Here is a 21,319-nt window from a genome sequence, read left to right on the forward strand (position 1 = left end):
TTTTTTTTTTTAATTAAACCATCCCAATATCAACCAAAGGTAAACTTCTAATTCGTTTTCCTGTGGCATTAAAAATAGCGTTGCAAATTGCTGGTGCCATTACTGGTACTCCAGGTTCTCCTACTCCAGTTGGTTTTTCGTTCATTTTATCCATAATATGAATATGGATGTTTGGAGCATCTTTCATTCTTGTCATTTGATAATCGAAGAAATTATTTTGTTCAACAGATCCTTCTTTAGTAGAAATTTTTCCATACAAAGCTAAAGACATTCCAAAAAACACAGAACCTTCTAACTGATTTTTAACATTGTCTTTATTTAAAACCAAACCACAATCTATGGTTGTCCACGTATTTTTGACTTTAACTTTATCTTCTATTACAGCAACCTCAACTATTGTAGCTACATAACTGTAAAAACTATATTGAATAGCAACTCCTAATCCGTGGTTCTTAGGTAAGGTTTTACCCCAATTTGCCATTTTAGCTGTTTTTTTCAATACATCTTTCATTCGTTTTGAATTATAAGGATGTTCAGATTTTCCTTGAATAATTCTATCTTTTCCTATTAAATCTAAATGAAATTGAACAGAATCTATATTCACAGCATATGCTAACTCATCTACAAAAGAATTATTACCAAAACCACTATGAATATTAATTACAGAGCGCAACCAACCAATTCTTAAATGTGCTTCTGCTTTTGCATTCTCTAATCTAAAATTCGTTAAACTATAAGGATTATTTGTAAAACCTTGGTTTAATTCAGAACCTGTTGCATAATCGGATAAAGGTTTAAATATTGATGCAATAGATGGCATTGCCAACCTTTGCAGCCAACCAGAAACTTGTCCGTTTTTATCTAAGCTTCCTTTTAAATATTGTGCACTTGTAGAATGATAAAAACCGTGTTTTATATCATCTTCACGCGTCCAAACTACTTGTACAGGCGCATTCATTTCTTTGGATAAAGTAACTGCTTCTACCACAAAATCTGACTTTGACTTTCTGCCAAAACCACCTCCTAACATGGTTACATTTATGGTAATATTCTCTATAGGAATTTCAAAAAAATGCGCTAATTCTGCTCTTGCAGTTTGCGGATCTTGTAAAGGCGCCCAAACTTCTATTTTGTCTTTTTGAAACCAAGCAGTTGCATTTGGCACTTCCATAGGTGCGTGTGCTAAAAAAGGAACGTGATAAGTTGCTTCTACAATTTTATCTGCTGATTCAAAAGCAGTAAAAACATCGCCTTTTTTACCAGGCACTAATTTCCCTTTTTGATGCACTCTTTGGGTTAATAACTCTTTATATTCATCAGAATTAAAAGAATGATTATCTCCATAATTCCATTCAATATCTAATTCTAATTTTCCTTGAAAAGCAGACCAAGTATTATTTGCAATTACAGCTACACCTCCTAAAACTCCAAAAAATTGCCCAATAGGTGGATCCATTTTATCTAATTTCATCACTTTTTCTACACCAGCAACTTTTTCAGCATCAGTGCTGTCAAAGCTTTTTACAGTTCCGTAAGCTACAGGACATCTTGCAATGGCAGCAAATTTTAAATTCGGAATTCTAAAATCGATTCCATAATTTGCAGTTCCGTGGGTAAAATCTTTTAAATCTACACTTTTTAAATCTTTACCTATGTATTTAAAATCTTTTACCTTTTTTAGTTTGATGTTTTCATCAGCAGGAATTGCGACTTTTGCAGCTTCATCAACCAAATCTCCAAAGAATATTTTATCACCAGAATTGGTATTAACTACATAATGATTCTCTGCTTTACAAACAGATTCAGCAACATTCCATTTTTTGGCAGCTGCAGTAATTAACATCATTTTAGAAGCTGCACCCATTTTACGCATAGGCTCTAAAATAGTTCTTACACTTCTAGAACCATCTGTATTTTGATTCCCATATTTGGCATTTCCTGTGGCTTGTTTAACAGTTATATATTGCCAATCTGCTTCTAATTCATCAGCAATTGCAGAGGCTAAAGAGGTTTTAATACCTTGTCCCATTTCTGAACGAGAAGCAATTAAAGTGATGTTACCATCTTTTTGAATCTGTACAAATAAATTGGGTGTAAACGTTCCATCCACTTGTGGTAAAAATTCTTTTTTGTTTGATGATACATTGCAACCTAAAATAATTCCTGTAGATGCTAAACCAAATAATTTTACAAAATCTCTACGATTTATTTGCTGTATTTTACTCATAGACTTTGGTTTTTAAGTGCAACAGCTTTGTGTATTGCTTTTCGAATTCTTGAATAAGTTCCACATCTGCAAATATTAGAACTCATGGCATCATCTATATCTTTATCTGTAGGATTTTCAATTTTATCCAACAAAGAAGTGGCTGCAATTAATTGCCCAGACTGACAATAACCACATTGTGGCACATTACCATCAAACCAAGCTTCTCTTAAAAATTCTAGATTTTTTGATGTTCCTTCAATTGTAAAAATCTCTTTTCCTTCTCCATAAGCTACTGGCATACTACAAGATTTTGTGAGTCTACCATCAATTAAAATAGAACACGCACCACATTGTGCAACTCCACAACCAAATTTAGTACCTGTTAAACCTACAATGTCTCTTATTGCCCACAAAAGTGGCATATCTTCCTGCACATCAACCTCGTAAGATTTATTATTGATTGAAAGTTTTATCATATTTTATATTTCTTGTTTTACAAGGTACATAAATTTTAAAAATGATAATTTAATGACGTTAAATTAATAAATCTCGTAATTTTTATAAAAAACAAAAAATCGTTTTATATTTGGATGACTAATCTGGTTTACCAATTATACATTCATCAAAATGAAACATTTATACTGTATTTTATTTATTCTTCTGTGCATCCCTTTCTTCGGATTTTCTCAAGTAACATTAACTGCAGATGGCTCTGGAAACACTTATGAATTGATAAATTCTGTTTTAGCCCCAAATTATGATGTAGTTGAAGTGCCAGACTGTAAACACACCACTTTTGGCAGACATATTGATGAACTTTTTGATACTGAATTAAACAAAAATGTTTTTCGTTTTTATGCACACGCAAATGAAGATGATGATCGTTGTAAAAATTCTGACAGACAAAGAACTGAGATAAAATCTTATGACAAAAGTCCTGAGAATTTAAAGGCAGTTGAAAGTGAAAAAGTAGTTTATAAATGGAAAATGAAGATTGATGCAAATTTTCAAGCATCACCAAACTTTACGCATTTACATCAACTAAAATCTGTGGGTGGCGATTTTTCATCCATACCAATGTATACACTTACTGCCAGAAAAAGCACACCAGATCAATTAGAATTAAGGCAAACCAGTACAGACGATCAAGAGACCTTAAAAAAAGTAGATTTATCATTGATTAAGGGACATTGGGTAGAATTTACAGAAAAAATAGAATTTGGTACAAACAGTTTTTATTCCTTAGAAATTAAAAGAATTGACAACCAAACTATTGTTTTCGAATATGAAAATAATACAATTGATAATTGGCAATATGGTGCTGAGTTTGTACGACCAAAATGGGGCATTTACAGAAGTTTAAATAATGTGCAAGATTTAAGAGACGAAGCAATTTTATTTGCCGATTTTAGTATTGAAGAAGTAAGTACTTTGTCTTTAAATGACTTAAAAAGCAACAATCAAATCATTAAAACTTTTCCTAATCCTGTTGTAAATGAAATTCAAATTATTGATACTATTTCTGAGGATTATAACCAAATTTACATTTACAATGTACTAGGTAAATTAGTTGATACCAAAGCAAAAATCACCTCTAAAACACTTAATATTTCTCATTTAAAAAGCGGAACTTATTTCTTTATTTTTAAGAACGATGAAAAAATTATCAGTAAAAACACTGTGATTATTCAATAAATTAAAACAGAATACAAACAGGTTTTGGTGCAGAAATTTCTGATACAAAAGTAAGTTTTCCAGTTTCAGAATTTCTTTTAAAAGAAATAATATTGTTGGTATCTTGATTGACAACCAATAAAAATTTATCATCTGGAGTTAAAGAAAAATTCCTCGGACTTTCTCCTTTTACAGACTCATAACCTACTAAAGATAATTTTCCGTTTTCTGGATTTACTTTATAAATTACAATAGAATTGTGCCCACGATTAGAAGCATACACAAATTTACCATCCTTAGAAATATGAATATCTGCTGCCTTACTAAATGCCGTAAAATTTTCAGGAATCATAGAAATTGATGCATCTATTTCATAAAAATCATTCTTTTCTTTTACCAATGAAACTGTATTATTTAGTTCGTTTAAAACGTAAATCCATTTATAATTCGGATGAAAAGTTAAATGTCTTGGCCCTGCACCCTCTGCCATATTTAATTTACTTGGGTTTGCTAGAACCAACTTGTTTTCTTTTTTATCAATGGTAGAAAACCATAATTCATTGGTACCTAAATCTACAGCAATTATTTCTTTTTTTGTTGGATGAAACCAAGCAGAATGTGCGTGTGGTTTTCTTTGCCTATTTGTAGTTCCTTTACCTGTATGCTGTTGCACGTTTAATAATTCTGATAATTTACCAGATGCATCAGCTTGTAATAATCCCACATTTCCACCTCCATAATTTGCAGTTAATATATAATTCTCATCATTTATAGCCACAAAACAAGGTCCTGCTCCTCCAGATTCTGAAATACTAATTTGTTTTAAATGATTTTTTTCTATTTTATAAGATTTTACAAAACCTTTGCCTTTTTCAGCAGTTTCTGCAACTGCAAAAAGTGCTTTATTGTCTTTAGATTTTGTTAAAAAACTTGGATTCTTAGTTTCTGCAACCAATTCAATTTTAGATAAAAAACCTTTATCATCAATACTAGTTTTGTAAATCCCTTTACTTTCACCATCTGTATACGTACCAATATAAAATTCTGTAGGGTTTTGCTTTTTCATTTCTGATGATTTACAACCAATTATCAAACTTAATATTAATACTATTAAAAGTTTTTTCATAACTATCTTACTTTAAAAACTGGTAAACGTAAATGTGCTTTTTCGTAATGAGGAGATTTTTTATAAATGAAATTCAATTGCATTCTTGGGTTCTTTGCAAAAGCTTCATCATTTTGTAATTTTTCTTCAAATTCTTTTTTTAATGATGGATTATCAACTAATAAATGTGCTGCAACATCTTCGAAAACATAGGCAGAATATCCTTCTTTTTGTTGTAAAATGGTATCGAAAAAGTTCCAGTTAAAAAAGGAATCAGTAGCTTCTGCTTCTAAGGTTTCTAACAAATAACGAACTCCATTTTGATTGGTATCAATATAAATATCACCTTTTAAAAATTTAATATTTTCTTTAGACGTAGCAATTGTAGTATTATAATGCAGATAATGCCCTTCGTAAGGCGAGGTTCTACTTTTATAATCTTTAATATGATTTACCTCAACTTCTAAAATAGTATCACTTTTAAAACGTGTAAACTCAATTTTATTATTCTTTAATCGCTCCACAACTTTATGCCAACCTTGAGGCAAAATATACGCTTCAGGGATTTCGATTTCTTTGGTTACTTTAAACTCATCAAAATATTTTGTTTCTTTTACAAATGGTTTTGTTTTATCGTAAAATAACCTTTTTCCATTGGTAACTTTACTCTCAATAATTTCACCTTCGTAACCTTTAAAATCTAGCGTTCTAAACTTTTCTCTATCCACTTTAAATTGAATAGGATATGTTTTTTTTGCTAATATTTCTGAGGTTGCTTTGGCACGCAAATCTTTAATTTTTTCTGAGTTATTTTCAGTAAAATCAAAAGCAGAAAGCATTAACTCATAGGTTTGTTCTACTCTAATTTTATACGGTTTTAACATATGCGTTTCTACCATTAAACCTAAAGTGTTAAACAAAGTTGTGTAACCTGTAGAATATCTTGGTGAATCGAAAAATTGCGAAAAACCGGTTTCTGGAGTTGTACCCCAAACATTTACATAAGGTGTAATATTAATGTCTTTATTAACAAGAGAAGTTTCTAATTCAGGTCGCATTTTATTTTGTAAAAAGTCTCCTAAACTGCCACCCAATTTATTATGTTGTGTAAATAAATGTGTAATTGCATATTGGTAATCTGCACCATTACTTACGTGATTATCTATAAAAACATCAGGGTTTACAGTATGAAAAATCTCTGCAAAAGCTGCTGCATTTTTTGTGTCTTGTTTTACAAAATCTCTATTTAAATCGTAATTCCTAGCATTTCCTCTAAAACCATATTCAACTGGTCCATTTTGATTGGCTCTTGTGTGCGAATTTCTATTTAAAGCACCACCAACATTATACACAGGAATTACACAAATAATTGAATTTTGGTATTTTTTCTGCAAAGAATCATTTTGTACAACGTCTCTCAGCAATAGCATTGAAGCATCAATTCCATCAGATTCTCCTGGATGAATTCCATTATTAATAAGAATTCTATTTTTGGGTGAGTTTTTAATTTCATCAACATTATAAACACCTTCTTTATTATAAACCACCAAATGCAAAGGCTTTCCTGAATCTGTTTGCCCAAATGAAAACAATGAAATTTCATCATAAACTTCAGACAAATCTGTATAATAAGAAATTACGTCATTATATTCTGGAGTTTCAGTTCCTTTTGAGGTTTCGAAAAGTGTGGTAAAATCTTTATTTTCTTCGGATGGATTATCACAAGAAAAAATTAAAACTGATATTAGAAGTACAATTATTTTTTTCATTTGTTTTGCTCTTTTTTCAAATTTCTTCATAATTTAGAAATGATATTTTGTATTTTATTTTACTCTAACAGCCTCAGGTACTAAACCTGTATAATCTCCATCATTCCTAATCACATCTCTTACTATTGATGAAGAAATGTAACTTTTACCAGATGATGTTAATAAGAAAACAGTTTCAATTTCTGATAATTTTCTGTTGGTGTGTGCAATGGCTTTTTCAAACTCAAAATCAGCAGGGTTTCTTAAGCCTCTTAAAATAAAATTTGCGTTTATTTCTCTACAAAAGTTAACAGTTAAACCTTTGTAGGTTACAACCTTTATTTTTGGCTCGTGTTTAAAAGTTTCTTCGATAAACTTTTTACGTTCTTCTAAAGTAAACATGTATTTTTTATCTGCATTAATACCAATGGCAATAACTAACTCATCAAAAACGGTTACACCTCTTTCAATAATATCAACGTGACCCAATGTTAGCGGATCAAATGATCCTGGAAAAATTGCTTTTTTCATCTTAGTTTTTTTGATTGCCACGAATTCACGAATTATTTTTATCAGTGAATTTGTGACAGAAATTATCTTAATTTCATTTCTATGGAATTGTCAAACAATTCTTTTAAAGAAATCCCTGCTTCTTTAGATTGTTGTGGTAAAATGCTTTCTTCTGTCATTCCTGGTACTGTGTTCATTTCTAAAAAATGAGGTTCACCATCAACAAAAATGTATTCAGACCTAGAAAAACCACTCATATTTAACGCTTTATATACTTTTTTAGCAACTTCTTCTACCCTACTTTTTTCTTCGGATGAAATTCTGGCTGGCGTTATTTCTTGAGATTTGCCTTCATACTTGGCTTCATAATCAAAGAAATCATTTTCAGAAACTATTTCTGTGATTGGTAATACTTTAATTTCATTTTTATATTCTATAACTCCAACAGAAACTTCTGTTCCGTTTAAAAAGGATTCAATTAAAATAGCATCATCTTCTTTGTAGGCAACTTCAATTCCTTCTAAAATTTCTGCAGCAGTATAAGCTTTAGAAATTCCGTAACTAGAGCCAGCATTATTTGGTTTTATAAAACAAGGCAAACCAACTTTTGCAATAATTGCATCAGTATTTATAACATCACCTTTATTTAAATATACAGAAATTGCAGTTTTAATTCCGTATTCTTTAACCACACTTAAACAATCTCTTTTATTAAAAGTTAATGCCATTTGATAAAAAGGAGCTGAAGTATGAGGTATATTTAACAACTCTAAATAACCTAAAAGCATTCCGTTTTCACCAGGACTTCCGTGAATTGCGTTAAAAACACAATCAAAAATTATTTTATTGGAATCTAAATTAAAAGAAAAGTCGTTTTTATTTATTTTATATTCTTTATCATTATCATCTAAAGCAACCCATTTATCTCTTAAAATATGTACTCTAAAGGCATTGTATTTTTCTTTATCTAAATGTTTGTAAACCACATTTCCGCTCACTAAAGAAATGTTAACTTCGGATGAATATCCGCCCATTATTATGGCAATATTTTTTTTCATCAAATTCTATTAATTGAAACAAATTTATCAAAATATAAATAGAAACTGCAACGTTTAGTTTTTATATCTTTGTACATCTATCAAAAAACATTTATGAGTATTTTTAAGTTTCTGAAAAGCAAATCCTTTTTATTGCAAATTGTAATTGCAATTGTTGGTTTTTTTATATTATTTTTTGTCTTAAAATTTTGGTTGAACATCACCACAAACCACGACCAAAAAATACAAGTTCCTAATCTTCACAAAATTACTTTAGATGAAGCCGAACGAAAATTAAAAGAATTAAACTTAGATTTTAAAGTGATAGACAGCGCAAGCTACAACCCAACGTATCCTAAAAAATCTGTGATTGAACAAAGCCCAGAAGCTGGAGATTTTGTAAAAGAAAAACGTAAAATATATCTTACTTTAAATCCGTCGAAATACAGAGATATTACTATTCCTGATTTAAATGGACGCACCAAAAGACAAGCTGAATCTGAATTGACTGCAATTGGTTTTATTGTTGGTACAGATTATACTTATGTTAGAGACATTGGTTTAGATGTAGTTAGAGGTTTACGCCACAAAGGTAAAATCTTAAATGCAAATGATAAATTGCCTAAAAACTCTATAATTGAGTTGGTTTTGGGTGATGGTGAGAGGTAGTAATCAGTTAGCAGTTAGCAGTTAGCAGTTAGCAGTTAGCAGTTAGCAGTTAGCAGTTAGCAGTTAGCAAAAATAAAATTCATTAAACTTTACAACTTTGTTTCTTAGAAACTTAGTAATTAGAAAATATGCAAGAAAATAATTCTCAAGACATAGAAAATGATGATTTGTACGAACATCATAGATTTATAGCAACTGCTGGTCAAGAGCCTTTAAGAGTTGATAAATTTTTAATGAATTTCATTGAAAACGCAACCCGAAATAAAGTACAACAAGCTGCAAAAGCAGGTAATGTTTTGGTGAATGATGTTGTTGTAAAATCGAATCATAAAGTAAAACCTTTTGATGTAGTTAGAGTGGTTTTGTCTTATCCACCAGCAGAAAACTTATTGGTTGCAGAAGATATTCCTTTAGATATTGTTTACGAAGATGATACTGTTATTGTTGTAAATAAACCTGCAGGAATGGTTGTACATCCAGGTCATGGAAATTATTCTGGTACTTTAGTAAATGGTTTAATTCATCATATAGAAAATTTACCAACCAATTCTAATGAAAGACCAGGTTTAGTGCATAGAATTGATAAAGACACAAGTGGTTTATTAGTTGTTGCCAAAACCGAATTTGCTATGGCACATTTATCCAAACAATTTTTTGATAGAACTACAGAACGTTTATACTATGCTTTAGTTTGGGGAAATATCGAAGATGATGAAGGTAGAATTGAAGGTAATATTGGGCGTAGTTTAAAAAACCGTTTGCAGATGGCTGTTTTTCCTGATGGTGATTTTGGAAAACACGCTGTTACACATTTTAAAGTTTTAGAGCGTTTAACATACGTTACTTTAGTGCAATGTAAATTAGAAACAGGTAGAACTCATCAAATTAGAGCACATTTTAAACATATTGGTCATACGCTTTTTAATGACGAAAGATATGGAGGAAATGACATTTTAAAAGGAACAACCTTTACAAAATACAAACAATTTGTAAATAACTGTTTTAAAGTTTTACCAAGACAAGCTTTACACGCAAAAACTTTAGGATTTACACATCCTATTACTGGCCAATTTATGCAGTTTAACTCAGAAGTGCCTAAAGATATTACTGACTGTTTAGAAAAATGGAGAACTTATTCTGAGAATTCAAAAGACGTAGAATTGTAATCAATTCTGATTTTCAAGTTCCATAATCGCTATAAAAAGTTGCATCAAAAAAAATGAAAATGAAAAAAATTTAAACTTCTTTGCTTCTTATTACTTTGTCAGAATTTTATGTTCTCTCAGACAGACAGTACCAATGTTTCTTTTGTTGCTTATTGGTCTTTAGGCGATTTGTATGAATATAAAGTATCTAAAATTCAACAACAAACCAAAGAAGGCAAATTAGTAAAAGACAGAAAAAGTGAATACACTGCGCTTTTTGAAGTCATAGATTCTACAGCAACTTCTTACACGATTAGCTGGAAATATGAAAATGATTTAGGTAACAATTACAACATACCTCAAGAACTTTTAGAAAAATTTGAAAAATATAAATTTACTGAAGTAAAATACAAAACTTCTGAAACTGGTGAGTTTCTAGAAATTCTGAATTGGAAAGAAATAAGCAATGTTATGAGCAGTATGATTGATGAAATTGTAAATGTTCTTGGCAAGGATAATGAAGATATAAAAAATAAGCTTGCAACATCGATGCAAGCTTTTAAAAATTTGTATTCTACCCAACAAGGTGTAGAACAATTGGTTATTAAAGAATTACAATATTTTCATTTTCCTATGGGATATGAATTTAATACAAATGAAACACTAATCTACAAAGATCAATTACCAAATATGTTTGGTGGCAATCCTATAAAAGCAGATGGAAAAGTATATTTTGAATCTGTTGAAGCCGATGATGATTTTTGTGTTTTTAAACAAGAACTAGATTTAGACCCAAAAGACTCTTTAGAATTGCTTAAATCAGTTTTAAAAAAATTAGGTATTACTGATGATAAATTTGAAGAAGCATTAAAAACATCAAAATTCGAAATAAAAGACAGAAATACTTACGAATATTATTACTATCCAGGTTTACCTCATAGAATAGAAACCGAAAGAATATCGTTAATAGATATTAATAATGAAAAAGGTTCTAGAGTTGATAAAACCATTATTGAACTACAATATCAAGAAGAATAAAACAAAAAAACCTCAAGCTTGTACTTGAGGTTTTTTTATTTTTTAGCTTTTTTTATTTATCAATAGAGCCTAAAACTCTTTTCATAAATGTATTTAATGCTTCTTTTTTGGGTGTGCCTTTCTTAATCATTTTATCTACTTCTACTGCACCATACAAATTAGAAATTAATTCGCCAATAACATCTAATTCTTCATCTTTTAAAGAAGGAACTTCTGTTAAAGCTTCTAAAGTTTCTATGGTTTCTAAAACATAATCTTGATCGTTTTCTTCGATAAAATTAGTTAAGTGTTTTATAACTGGTAGTTTCATAATTAAACAACTTCGTTTACTAAATCTTTTAACACATCAAATTTATTAGTCTGTGTTTGATTTACAAATTTACCATCTACAAAAGTAGCAAAGGTTGGTAAGTTGCTTACATCAGCTAATTTTCTACTTTCAGGAAAATTTTCAGCATCTGCTAATACAAATGCTACATTTTCATTTTCAGAAGATAATTTTTTAAATTTTGGTTTCATAATTCTACAGTTTCCACACCAAGTTGCTGAATATTGTACAATTACTTTTTGATTTTCAGAAATGATTTCTGATAAATTGTCTTGACTTAATTCTTGTAACATTTTAATTGTTTTTATGTAATTATAAACAGCTTAAAGCAATCTTATAATATAATAATTACTAAAAGCTGTTTATAAAGACGTTAATCTATTTAGTGAGAAGCTAAATATTCTGCAGTTCCTTTAGCATTTGGAGACATTGCATCTTTACCTTCTTCCCAGTTTGCAGGACAAACTTCACCTTTTTCTTGAACGTGGGTTAACGCATCAACTAAACGTAAATATTCACCAACATTTCTACCTAAAGGCATGTTGTTAATACTTTCATGTTGTACAATACCTTCTTCATCAATAATATATGTAGCTCTATAAGTTACATTATCTCCTTCTACTTGTACAGTTTGTGTAGCTTCATCAAAAGTTTCATTAGTAATGTCTAAAATTCCTAAAATTGATGATAAGTTTCTGTTAGAATCTGATAATAAAGGGTAAGTAACACCTTCAATTCCTCCATTATCTTTAGATGTACTTAACCACGCAAAATGTACTTCTGGAGTATCACAAGAAGCACCAATAACAATTGTATTTCTTTTCTCGAACTCACCTAAAGCTGCTTGAAAAGCGTGTAATTCTGTAGGACATACAAATGTAAAATCTTTAGGATACCAAAACAAAACAACTTTTTTATTCTTGTTTACTGCTTCTTCTAAAACATTAATTTTAAATGTATCACCCATTTCATTCATTGCGTCTACATTTAAATCTGGAAATTTTTTACCAACTGCTGTTGCCATTTTTATTTAATTTTTATTATATTAATTATCTATTCTTATTTCTTGTACAAAGATACTAATACAAGCAAACCTTTTAAAAAATAATAATGGTATGTTCTTATATTTTAATCAATTTTATTTATACAAATTTAATATTAAGATAAATTAACTTTATTAAAAATTCATTATTTTTATTAACAGTTGAAAACCAATGTAAATAGATTTTTTCTATTTTAAAATATAAATTATAGATAAAAATTATTCAAAGATTTCTCGTAGGTTTGCCTCGTATTTAAAATTGAAATTAACTTTAAAACAACATATAATGGAAAATTTAAATGGTTCTGGTGATATTAGCAAATGTCCTTTTCATGGAGGAAACACATCAAACGAAAACAATAACAAGCTTTGGTGGCCAAATGCATTAAATCTAGATATTTTACATCAACACGACACTAAAGTAAATCCTTTAGGCGAAGAATTTAACTATCATGAAGAGTTAAAAAAACTTGATGTTGCTGCTTTAAAAGAAGATGTAAAAAATTTAATGACAGATAGCCAAGATTGGTGGCCTGCAGATTGGGGGCACTATGGTGGTTTAATGATAAGATTAGCTTGGCATTCTGCTGGTTCTTACAGACTTTCTGATGGACGTGGTGGTGGTGGAACAGGTAATATTCGTTTTGCTCCTTTAAATTCTTGGCCAGATAATGCAAGCTTAGACAAAGCTAGACGTTTACTTTGGCCTATCAAGAAAAAATACGGTAACAAATTAAGTTGGGCAGATTTAATTATTTTATCAGGTACCATTGCATACGAATCTATGGGGTTAAAAACTTTCGGTTTTTCTTTTGGTAGAACTGATATTTGGCATCCAGAAAAAGATACCTATTGGGGTGCAGAAAAAGAATGGTTAGCTCCAAGTAATGAACGTTATGGAGATCTTGAGGATGCAACCTCTATGGAAAACCCATTAGCTGCTGTACAAATGGGATTAATTTATGTAAACCCAGAAGGTGTTAATGGTAAATCAGATCCTGCAAAAACAGCTTTACATGTTAGAGAAACTTTTGCAAGAATGGCTATGAACGATGAAGAAACTGCGGCATTAACTGCTGGTGGACATACTGTAGGTAAAGCACATGGAAATGGAGACGCGAGCAATTTGGGACCAGAACCAGAAGCTGGACCTTTAGAAAACCAAGGTTTTGGTTGGGCAAATTCTACAAGAACAGGAGTTGGAAGAGATGCTTTTACAAGCGGAATTGAAGGTGCCTGGACAACAGAACCTACAAAATGGGATAATGGTTATTTCGATTTATTATTTGGTTACGAGTGGGAACTTGTTAAAAGTCCTGCTGGCGCAACTCAATGGGCACCAATTAACATAAAAGAAGAAGACAAACCTGTAGATGTAGAAGATCCATCAATAAGATTAAACCCAATGATGACAGATGCTGATATGGCAATGAAAGTTGACCCAATTTATCGTGAAATCTGTGAGAGATTTAGTAAAGATCACGATTATTTTACAGAAACTTTTGCACGTGCTTGGTTTAAATTAACTCATAGAGATATGGGGCCAAAAGCTAGATATTTTGGACCAGACACACCTACTGAAGATTTAATTTGGCAAGATCCAATTCCTGCTGGAAATACTGATTATGATGTTAATTTAGTAAAAGAAAAAATTTCAAGTACAGATTTAAGTATTTCTGAATTAGTAAGTACTGCTTGGGATAGCGCAAGAACTTACAGAGGTTCTGATATGCGTGGAGGCGCAAATGGAGCTCGTATTCGTTTAGCACCACAAAAAGATTGGGCAGGTAATGAACCAGAAAAATTACAAAAAGTATTATCAATTTTAGAACCCATCGCGGCTGAATTTAATATCAGCATTGCAGATACAATTGTTTTAGCGGGTAATGTAGGTATAGAAAAAGCTGCACAAAATGCTGGCTTTGATATTACTGTTCCTTTTTCTGCAGGACGTGGAGATGCTACAGATGAAATGACAGAAGTAGATTCTTTTAATGTTCTTGAGCCTGTTGCTGATGGATTTAGAAACTGGTTAAAACAAGATTACATCGTTAGCCCAGAAGAAATGATGTTAGACAGAGCGCAACTATTAGGCTTAACTGCTGTAGAAATGATGGTTTTAATTGGTGGTATGCGTGTAATTGGAACAAATTACGGAGGAACAACATATGGAGTTTTTACTGATAATATTGGCGCTTTAACCAATGATTTCTTTGTAAACTTAACAGATATGGGTAATACTTGGCATCATGTTGCTGGTACTATGTATGAAATTAGAGATCGAAAAACCAAAGATTTTAAATGGTCTGCAACTAGTGTAGATTTAGTTTTTGGATCTAATTCTGTGTTACGCTCTTATGCAGAAGTCTATGCACAAGATGATAGCAAAGAAAAATTTGTGAACGATTTTGTAAAAACGTGGACAAAAGTGATGAATGCAGATCGTTTTGACATCAAATAAATAATAAATTACCTAAAGGATAAGCTCTCTAAAAAGAGTTTATCCTTTTTTAAAAAATAAAAATATGAATACTTTAAATGCATTTTTTGGAGCTATACAGAATGTAAATATCAATTTAATAGAAACACTTTTAAAAAGATTTCCTGCCTTGGCAAACACAAAAGATCAAAGAGGATTTAGTCCGTTAGTATTTGCTACCTATTTTGATAAAAAAGAAATTGCAGCAACTTTAATAAAACACAATGCCAATGTAAATCATAGAGATGCTAAAGGAAATACTGCTTTATTAGGTGTTGCTTTTAAAGGTAATGTAGAAATTGCTGAACTTTTATTGGATAATGGTGCTGAGATAAATGCTCAAAATAAATTAGGTTATTCTGCGCTTATTTATGCAACATTGTATAATCAGCCAAAAATGGTGGAATTTTTATTAAAGCAAAATGCAGATTCATCACTAAAAGATTTAGAAAACAAATCTGCATTAGAATATGCAAAAGAAAAGGATTTTAAAGAAATAATTACTTTGTTAGAAAATAAAGAAATTATTTACTCGCAAACAACTTAATATCGTTTGCAGAAACTTCCTTTTCTCCTAAAATAATTAAACGTTCTACAACGTTTCGTAATTCTCTAATATTACCTGTCCAATCGTATTTTTGTAATAATTGAATTGCATCCGCAGAAAAGGCTTTTTTAGGGGTACCTTGTTCACTAGATATTTTTTCAGTAAAAAAGTCTACTAATAACGGTATATCTTCTCTTCTATCATTTAAAGCAGGAACTTGAATTAAAATAACAGCTAACCTGTGGTATAAATCTTCACGAAATCTACCTTCTGTAATTTCTACTTTTAAGTTTTTGTTAGTTGCTGCAACCACTCTTACATTTACTTTTATGTCTTTGTCAGAACCCACTCTAGAGATTCTATTTTCTTGTAAAGCACGTAAAACTTTTGCTTGTGCAGACAGACTCATATCGCCAATTTCATCTAAAAAAATGGTTCCTCCATTTGCTGCTTCAAATTTACCTGCTCTATCTTTATTTGCTCCTGTAAAAGAACCTTTTACGTGACCAAACAACTCACTCTCAATTAATTCTGATGGAATTGCAGCACAATTCACCTCAATCATAGCAGCTTTAGAACGATCAGATTTTTCATGTAACCAATGTGCAACCAATTCTTTACCAGTTCCATTGGGTCCAGTAATTAAAACTCTTGCATCTGTTGCCGCAACTTTTTCAATAATGTTTTTTATGTGAGATATTTTATCGCTCTCACCAATCATTTGGTAATTTTTACTTACTTTTTTCTTAAGTCTTTTGTTTTCTACAACTAAAACTTTTCTGTCTAAAGCATTTCTAACCGTATTTAAAAGTCGGTTTAAATCTGGTGGTTTAGAAATATAATCAAAAGCACCTAAACGCATTGTGTTTACAGCTGTATCTAAGTCTCCGTGACCAGAAATCATAACAATTGGCACTTCTGGTTTTATCTTTTTTGCTTTTTCTAAAACCTCAACACCATCCATTTTTGGCATTTTAATATCGCATAAAACTAGATCATAATCATTATTTTTTATCATTTCTATGCCTAACAAACCATCTTCTGCTTGCTCTACATTGTATGCATCGTTTTCTTCGGATATTATTTTTGATAAAACTCTTCTAATTGCCGCTTCATCTTCTATGATTAATATTTTTGCCATCTATATCTTAAATTTTATTCCTGTTCTTAAATATTGAGCATTCACATTATCTAATGTAAATACATTTTCTCTATCCTTATCTCTTAAAACGTTATTCATTCTTAACGTATAACCATAATATGCGTATAAGACCAAATGTTTACTTAGTAAATACTCATAACCCAAACCAGCAACTACAACAGATAAAGATATGTGATCAACTTCTTGATCGAAAACTATTGCTGATTTTTGTAAATTAGCAAAATAACCATCTATACCAACAAATGCTTGTAAAGCATTTTTTTCATTTAAACTGTATTTTATATTCGATTTTGGTACACCTGCATTAAAAGACCAAGATTCATTTACTTGCCTAAAGTAACTTACAAAAGGTAAAGGAAAAGGTATACCTGTAGTTGTATTATAGGTTAATCCTAAAATTAATCGATAAGGTCTTTTTAAGTTGGTTGCTTCTGTTCTATCCTTTACAAAAAACATACCACCATTTAAAAACAAATCATCTTTAGTTATTTTTCCTGTTAAAGTTGATGCTAATCTTGGCGTTAATTTAAAACCTGCTCTCCAATTTTTATTCATCTTATAGGTGTATCCTAAATTAATATCTAGAATAGTTAAGGTTTCTAAAAGTGATTTATCAAAAGGATAATTATCATTTAGATTTAAAAAAATGTTATTATATTCTGCACCTACAAAAATGTACTTATCGTCTTTTAATTCTATAGGATAATTGAATAAAGCTCTAATTCTTGTATATTCATCATCCGATTTTTTCTTAGGGATAAATGAATATTCTATTCTTGCCAAATCTGTTAATTGAGCATTCAAAAAACCTATAGCACTGATGCACAACAGTAAGCTAACTCTTTTTATCACAATTTAATTATTTTTGGGTAAACAAATGCACATCTCTTTGTGGAAAAGGGATTGAAATGTTATTTTGTTTAAAAGCTTTATCAATTTCAAAGCGAATGTTACTTTGTGTAAAACGCACTTCAAAACTATTATTTAACGTAAAAACTATTTTAAAATTGAGTGAACTATCTGCAAAATCTGTAAATAAAACTACAGGTGCAGGATTTTTTAATACAGTTGGCTGATTTTTAGCAATATCTAACAAAATTCTTTTTACTTTTTCTACATCTGTACCATAAGCAACACCAACACTCACAGATTCTCTTGTTTCACTTCCATTTTCTGTCCAATTAAATAAAATATTAGTCAAATACAAGTGATTTGGTATTACCAAAACCTTATTATCTACTGTAACAGCTCTTGTTGTTCTTAAACGTATATCTAAAACCCTACCAACTTTACCTTCTAACTCAATAATATCACCTACATGTACAGATTGATCTACTAAAATAAATATACCAGAAATTATATCTTGAAACAAAGTTTGCAAAGCCAAACCAACACCAATTAACAATGCTGCTGATGCTGCAAAAACTGCGGTAACATCTACACCAGATGTATTCATTGTTACTAAGAAAATAATTAAAAACACAAACCACCTTACATAACCAAAAACAGTTACAAACTTTTGTTTGTCGTTTTGTGGCATTTTTCTAGTTATAAATCTTCTTATTAGTTGTAAAATATAAGAAGTAACAATTAAGGCGACAACAACAAAAATTAAACCTCTTACAGTAATCCCTATTTCTTGACTAAAAACAAATTTATAATCTAAAATAGAGGTTGTTTCTTCTACAATTGTGTCTTTAACTTTTTCAATAGTATCTTGCATTTTATCCTTTATATTTTAACCACTTGTATAAATCTTTATACGTAGGTTTTTTACCATACATTAAAATACCAACTCTATAAATTTTAGCTGCTAACCAAACCATAAACACGAATGTAACGATTAACAATATCATAGAAATTGCCAATTCTACCCATGATACTCCAAAAGGCACTCGCATTAACATAACAATTGGGCTCGTTAATGGAATATGAGAAAAAGCAACAGAAATTGGACCATGAGGATCGTTAATTACAGTGGCAAAACCAACATAAACACCTAAAATTAAAGGTAACATAATTGGCAGCATAAATTGTTGTGTATCTGTTTCATTATCTACAGCTGCACCAACAGCAGCAAATAACGAGCTATATAACATATAACCACCTAAAAAATAAAAGATAAATAAAATAAACATTTTTAAAATTGGCAATCTTAAAATCTCTTGAATTACCAATTGCATTTTATCTCCTCCAGCAGCATTTTGTGCAGCTTCTAATTGATCTGCAGGAATTCTAGCTGTTTGCATTTCTACCATATCTACTCCAAAAATAGAAGAAGCAACTGTTGTTATGATAAACAATAAAATTCCCCAGATAAAAAACTGTAATAAACCTGCAGAAGCATTACCAATAATTTTACCCAACATTAACTGAAAAGGTTTTACTGATGATACTATAACTTCTATAATTCTACTTGTTTTTTCTTCGATTACACTTCGCATTACAGAAGTACCGTAAATCATAACAAACATCATTAAAAAATAACCTGCTATTGCTCCTACTCCTATTTTTAATCCATTTATTAATTTTGATGATTCTTCACCAGAAAAATTATACATTTTAATATCAGACTGAATTCTAGATGCATTTATTTTTGCAATATCAATTCCGAAATTATTGAGTTTTTCGTTTCTGATTTTAGATTCTATTTTACTTTCTAAAGCACCCATTACAGACATACCTGGCGAATCTTTTGAGTAAAATTCAATAGATTTTGCCAAAAGTTCTAAACTATCTTGTTTAGGTATAATTAAAGCTCCATAATGATTACCTTCTTCTACTTTCTTTTTTGTTTCTTCTACCCCTAAAGCTGTAAAATCTTGATAATGTATGGTTTTTGTATCTTTAAAATCATCCTTAGAAAACAATCCTGATTGATCTACATAAACGATTTCTTTTACTTTTTCGTCATTTTTTTTCATTAAAAAATACACCAAAGCACCCATACCTACCATAATTAGCGGACTTAAAAAAGTCATCACTATAAACGATTTATTACGTGCTTTTGCAATAAATTCTCTCTTTATAATTAGTGTTAATTTGCTCATTTTCTTAACTGTTTTTATTTATTGCCTGAATAAAAATATCGTTTGCACTTGGTATTAATTCTACAAAATGTTGTACTTCTCCTCTACTTGTTAAAAATGATAACAATTCGTTTGCCGAATTTGTTTCACCTAATTTCACATTCATTGTCAACTCTTTTCCAAGCAACTTAAAATCCGCAGGAAAAACTTCGAAACTCTCTTTTAATTGCATTTCTACTTCTTTAGGATTTGCCGTATTTAAACCTACCTGAAAAGTATTTGTTCTAAATTCACGTTTAATATCAGACAACTTACCATCTAATATTTTGTTTGATTTATTGATTAATGCAATCTCATCACACATTTCTTCTACAGATTCCATTCTGTGTGTAGAAAAAATAATGGTTGCTCCTTCATCTCTTAATTGTAAGATTTCTTTGGCAATCAATTGAGCATTTATAGGATCGAATCCAGAGAAAGGTTCGTCAAAAATCAACAATTTAGGATTATGCATTACAGTTACTATGAATTGTACTTTTTGCGCCATTCCTTTTGATAGTTCTTCAATTTTCTTTCCCCACCAAGCAGAAATATCAAACTTATCGAACCAATATTTTAATCTTTTTTTAGCTTCGGTTTTAGATAATCCTTTTAATTGTGCCAAATACAAAGCTTGTTCACCAACTTTCATCGATTTATATAAACCACGTTCTTCTGGTAAATAGCCAATATCTGCAGTATGTTTTGGTGATAAAGGCTCACCATCTAATAAAATAGAGCCAGAATCTGCCATTGTAATTTGGTTAATAATTCTAATTAAAGAAGTTTTTCCTGCTCCATTTGGTCCAAGTAAACCATAAACACTGCCTTTTGGTATATGGATAGAAACATCATTTAATGCTCTAAAATCTCCATAATTTTTTACAACATTATTTATTTCTAGTAAGTTATTCATAGATTAGAGTCGATTTTTTTTTAAGTTGATTAATCACAAATTTAGGTATTTTTTACAGCTATTAGTATCTAAACAAGAGATTTGTTACAGATAAATAAATTGTTAAATTTTATTATGCACGCATAACTTTTTCAAAATTTACTATGCACGCATAATAAAATTTTAATATATTTGTCAAAATGGATAAGAACAAGTCAATAGATCATCAATTAAGAGCAACTTGGCAAGCAGTTGCAAAATTATACAATGAGCAAGCTACAAAGTACGATAGCACAATGTCTTCTGCTTTTGTTTTGCTAACCATTGATAAAGTAAACGGAACACCTTCAACTGCTTTAGGCCCATTAATGGGTATGGAACCTACAAGTCTTTCTAGAATTTTAAAATCTATGGAAGAAAAAGGTGCCATTTATAGAGAAAAAAACCCAGATGATGGCAGAAGCGTTATTATAAAATTAACAGATTATGGATTAGAAAGGCGTAAATTTTCTAAAAACCACGTCTATCAATTTAATAATATAGTAAGAGAACACGTTAATGAAGATGATTTAGAATCTTTTTTTAAAGTGATGAAAACCATTAATATATTAATTGCCGAAAAAAAAATATTTGAATCTACAAATCAAGATAAATAGTTAACTA

21 protein-coding genes are annotated in these 21,319 nt (G+C 30.2%); 7 read left to right on the forward strand and 14 right to left on the reverse strand.

The window, feature by feature from the left end; translation table 11 throughout:
- Window positions 1-13: 13 nt before the first annotated feature.
- Window positions 14-2,227: a xanthine dehydrogenase family protein molybdopterin-binding subunit gene (locus BW723_RS00120; RefSeq protein WP_068358483.1), complete on the reverse strand. Its 2,214-nt coding sequence runs from the start codon at window positions 2,225-2,227 to the stop codon at window positions 14-16.
- Window positions 2,224-2,685 carry a (2Fe-2S)-binding protein gene (locus BW723_RS00125; RefSeq protein WP_068358486.1) on the reverse strand — a complete coding sequence of 154 codons (462 nt, stop codon included), beginning with the start codon at window positions 2,683-2,685 and terminating at the stop codon, window positions 2,224-2,226. The genes BW723_RS00120 and BW723_RS00125 overlap by 4 nt, the downstream gene beginning before the upstream one ends.
- Window positions 2,686-2,836: 151 nt before the next feature.
- On the opposite strand from BW723_RS00125, the gene BW723_RS00130 reads away from it, so the two are divergent.
- Window positions 2,837-3,904 carry a T9SS type A sorting domain-containing protein gene (locus tag BW723_RS00130; RefSeq protein ID WP_068358489.1) on the forward strand — a complete coding sequence of 356 codons (1,068 nt, stop codon included), beginning with the start codon at window positions 2,837-2,839 and terminating at the stop codon, window positions 3,902-3,904.
- Window position 3,905: 1 nt separating this feature from the next.
- On the opposite strand, the gene BW723_RS00135 is transcribed toward BW723_RS00130, so the two are convergent.
- The 4 genes from BW723_RS00135 to BW723_RS00150 form a co-directional block, all read right to left on the reverse strand.
- Entirely contained in the window at window positions 3,906-5,009 is a 1,104-nt protein-coding gene (locus BW723_RS00135; protein ID WP_068358492.1) for a lactonase family protein, read from the reverse strand.
- A gap of 2 nt (window positions 5,010-5,011) precedes the next feature.
- Complete coding sequence (locus BW723_RS00140; protein ID WP_068358525.1) at window positions 5,012-6,757, reverse strand: M14 family metallopeptidase; 1,746 nt, start codon at window positions 6,755-6,757, stop codon at window positions 5,012-5,014.
- Window positions 6,758-6,811: 54 nt separating this feature from the next.
- Window positions 6,812-7,267, reverse strand: a complete 456-nt coding sequence (coaD, locus tag BW723_RS00145) for a pantetheine-phosphate adenylyltransferase (protein ID WP_068358495.1) — start codon at window positions 7,265-7,267, stop codon at window positions 6,812-6,814.
- Between the two features lie 62 nt (window positions 7,268-7,329).
- On the reverse strand, window positions 7,330-8,304 hold the full coding sequence (locus BW723_RS00150; protein WP_068358498.1) for a D-alanine--D-alanine ligase: 975 nt from the start codon (window positions 8,302-8,304) through the stop codon (window positions 7,330-7,332).
- 93 nt (window positions 8,305-8,397) lie between these two features.
- Between BW723_RS00150 and BW723_RS00155 the strand changes: the two genes are divergently transcribed.
- From BW723_RS00155 to BW723_RS00165, 3 genes are all read left to right on the forward strand, one after another.
- Window positions 8,398-8,952 carry a PASTA domain-containing protein gene (locus BW723_RS00155; RefSeq protein ID WP_068358500.1) on the forward strand — a complete coding sequence of 185 codons (555 nt, stop codon included), beginning with the start codon at window positions 8,398-8,400 and terminating at the stop codon, window positions 8,950-8,952.
- A 128-nt stretch (window positions 8,953-9,080) separates the two neighbouring features.
- Complete coding sequence (locus BW723_RS00160; RefSeq protein ID WP_068359736.1) at window positions 9,081-10,118, forward strand: RluA family pseudouridine synthase; 1,038 nt, start codon at window positions 9,081-9,083, stop codon at window positions 10,116-10,118.
- 108 nt (window positions 10,119-10,226) lie between these two features.
- Window positions 10,227-11,135, forward strand: coding sequence for a hypothetical protein (locus tag BW723_RS00165; RefSeq protein ID WP_068359738.1), 909 nt, complete (start codon window positions 10,227-10,229; stop codon window positions 11,133-11,135).
- A gap of 52 nt (window positions 11,136-11,187) precedes the next feature.
- Here the strand turns inward: BW723_RS00165 and BW723_RS00170 are convergent, their stop codons facing one another.
- The 3 genes from BW723_RS00170 to BW723_RS00180 form a co-directional block, all read right to left on the reverse strand.
- Window positions 11,188-11,445: a DUF6952 family protein gene (locus BW723_RS00170; RefSeq protein ID WP_068359740.1), complete on the reverse strand. Its 258-nt coding sequence runs from the start codon at window positions 11,443-11,445 to the stop codon at window positions 11,188-11,190.
- Between the two features lie 2 nt (window positions 11,446-11,447).
- Window positions 11,448-11,756, reverse strand: a complete 309-nt coding sequence (locus tag BW723_RS00175; RefSeq protein WP_068359742.1) for a thioredoxin family protein — start codon at window positions 11,754-11,756, stop codon at window positions 11,448-11,450.
- An 89-nt stretch (window positions 11,757-11,845) separates the two neighbouring features.
- Complete coding sequence (locus BW723_RS00180) at window positions 11,846-12,487, reverse strand: peroxiredoxin (RefSeq protein WP_068359744.1); 642 nt, start codon at window positions 12,485-12,487, stop codon at window positions 11,846-11,848.
- Between the two features lie 304 nt (window positions 12,488-12,791).
- Between BW723_RS00180 and katG the strand changes: the two genes are divergently transcribed.
- Together katG and BW723_RS00190 are read left to right on the forward strand one after the other, a co-directional pair.
- Window positions 12,792-14,966: a catalase/peroxidase HPI gene (gene katG, locus BW723_RS00185; protein WP_068359788.1), complete on the forward strand. Its 2,175-nt coding sequence runs from the start codon at window positions 12,792-12,794 to the stop codon at window positions 14,964-14,966.
- Window positions 14,967-15,030: 64 nt separating this feature from the next.
- On the forward strand, window positions 15,031-15,531 hold the full coding sequence (locus BW723_RS00190; protein ID WP_068359746.1) for an ankyrin repeat domain-containing protein: 501 nt from the start codon (window positions 15,031-15,033) through the stop codon (window positions 15,529-15,531).
- Here BW723_RS00190 and BW723_RS00195 read toward each other — a convergent pair.
- From BW723_RS00195 to BW723_RS00215, 5 genes are read right to left on the reverse strand one after another with little or no spacing between them, the layout of a single operon-like run.
- Window positions 15,509-16,672, reverse strand: a complete 1,164-nt coding sequence (locus BW723_RS00195; RefSeq protein ID WP_068359747.1) for a sigma-54-dependent transcriptional regulator — start codon at window positions 16,670-16,672, stop codon at window positions 15,509-15,511. The genes BW723_RS00190 and BW723_RS00195 overlap by 23 nt on opposite strands.
- Entirely contained in the window at window positions 16,673-17,545 is an 873-nt protein-coding gene (locus BW723_RS00200; RefSeq protein ID WP_068359749.1) for a DUF6268 family outer membrane beta-barrel protein, read from the reverse strand.
- A 7-nt stretch (window positions 17,546-17,552) separates the two neighbouring features.
- Window positions 17,553-18,416, reverse strand: a complete 864-nt coding sequence (locus tag BW723_RS00205; protein WP_068359751.1) for a mechanosensitive ion channel family protein — start codon at window positions 18,414-18,416, stop codon at window positions 17,553-17,555.
- A 1-nt stretch (window position 18,417) separates the two neighbouring features.
- Entirely contained in the window at window positions 18,418-19,743 is a 1,326-nt protein-coding gene (locus BW723_RS00210; protein WP_068359753.1) for an ABC transporter permease, read from the reverse strand.
- Window positions 19,744-19,747: 4 nt separating this feature from the next.
- Window positions 19,748-20,677: an ABC transporter ATP-binding protein gene (locus tag BW723_RS00215; protein WP_068359755.1), complete on the reverse strand. Its 930-nt coding sequence runs from the start codon at window positions 20,675-20,677 to the stop codon at window positions 19,748-19,750.
- Between the two features lie 179 nt (window positions 20,678-20,856).
- Between BW723_RS00215 and BW723_RS00220 the strand changes: the two genes are divergently transcribed.
- Window positions 20,857-21,312 (forward strand): MarR family winged helix-turn-helix transcriptional regulator, encoded by a 456-nt coding sequence (locus BW723_RS00220; RefSeq protein WP_068359757.1) that lies wholly within the window; start codon window positions 20,857-20,859, stop codon window positions 21,310-21,312.
- Window positions 21,313-21,319 lie beyond the last annotated feature (7 nt).

It is taken from the genome of Polaribacter reichenbachii (genome assembly GCF_001975665.1).
Taxonomy (GTDB): domain Bacteria; phylum Bacteroidota; class Bacteroidia; order Flavobacteriales; family Flavobacteriaceae; genus Polaribacter; species Polaribacter reichenbachii.

Coding starts and splice junctions, on each gene's coding strand:
- BW723_RS00120 (WP_068358483.1), bottom strand. CDS start 2,227: ATGAGTAAAATACAGCAAATAAATCGTAGAGATTTTGTAAAATTATTT.
- BW723_RS00125 (WP_068358486.1), bottom strand. CDS start 2,685: ATGATAAAACTTTCAATCAATAATAAATCTTACGAGGTTGATGTGCAG.
- BW723_RS00130 (WP_068358489.1), top strand. CDS start 2,837: ATGAAACATTTATACTGTATTTTATTTATTCTTCTGTGCATCCCTTTC.
- BW723_RS00135 (WP_068358492.1), bottom strand. CDS start 5,009: ATGAAAAAACTTTTAATAGTATTAATATTAAGTTTGATAATTGGTTGT.
- BW723_RS00140 (WP_068358525.1), bottom strand. CDS start 6,757: ATGAAAAAAATAATTGTACTTCTAATATCAGTTTTAATTTTTTCTTGT.
- coaD (WP_068358495.1), bottom strand. CDS start 7,267: ATGAAAAAAGCAATTTTTCCAGGATCATTTGATCCGCTAACATTGGGT.
- BW723_RS00150 (WP_068358498.1), bottom strand. CDS start 8,304: ATGAAAAAAAATATTGCCATAATAATGGGCGGATATTCATCCGAAGTT.
- BW723_RS00155 (WP_068358500.1), top strand. CDS start 8,398: ATGAGTATTTTTAAGTTTCTGAAAAGCAAATCCTTTTTATTGCAAATT.
- BW723_RS00160 (WP_068359736.1), top strand. CDS start 9,081: ATGCAAGAAAATAATTCTCAAGACATAGAAAATGATGATTTGTACGAA.
- BW723_RS00165 (WP_068359738.1), top strand. CDS start 10,227: ATGTTCTCTCAGACAGACAGTACCAATGTTTCTTTTGTTGCTTATTGG.
- BW723_RS00170 (WP_068359740.1), bottom strand. CDS start 11,445: ATGAAACTACCAGTTATAAAACACTTAACTAATTTTATCGAAGAAAAC.
- BW723_RS00175 (WP_068359742.1), bottom strand. CDS start 11,756: ATGTTACAAGAATTAAGTCAAGACAATTTATCAGAAATCATTTCTGAA.
- BW723_RS00180 (WP_068359744.1), bottom strand. CDS start 12,487: ATGGCAACAGCAGTTGGTAAAAAATTTCCAGATTTAAATGTAGACGCA.
- katG (WP_068359788.1), top strand. CDS start 12,792: ATGGAAAATTTAAATGGTTCTGGTGATATTAGCAAATGTCCTTTTCAT.
- BW723_RS00190 (WP_068359746.1), top strand. CDS start 15,031: ATGAATACTTTAAATGCATTTTTTGGAGCTATACAGAATGTAAATATC.
- BW723_RS00195 (WP_068359747.1), bottom strand. CDS start 16,672: ATGGCAAAAATATTAATCATAGAAGATGAAGCGGCAATTAGAAGAGTT.
- BW723_RS00205 (WP_068359751.1), bottom strand. CDS start 18,416: ATGCAAGATACTATTGAAAAAGTTAAAGACACAATTGTAGAAGAAACA.
- BW723_RS00210 (WP_068359753.1), bottom strand. CDS start 19,743: ATGAGCAAATTAACACTAATTATAAAGAGAGAATTTATTGCAAAAGCA.
- BW723_RS00215 (WP_068359755.1), bottom strand. CDS start 20,677: ATGAATAACTTACTAGAAATAAATAATGTTGTAAAAAATTATGGAGAT.
- BW723_RS00220 (WP_068359757.1), top strand. CDS start 20,857: ATGGATAAGAACAAGTCAATAGATCATCAATTAAGAGCAACTTGGCAA.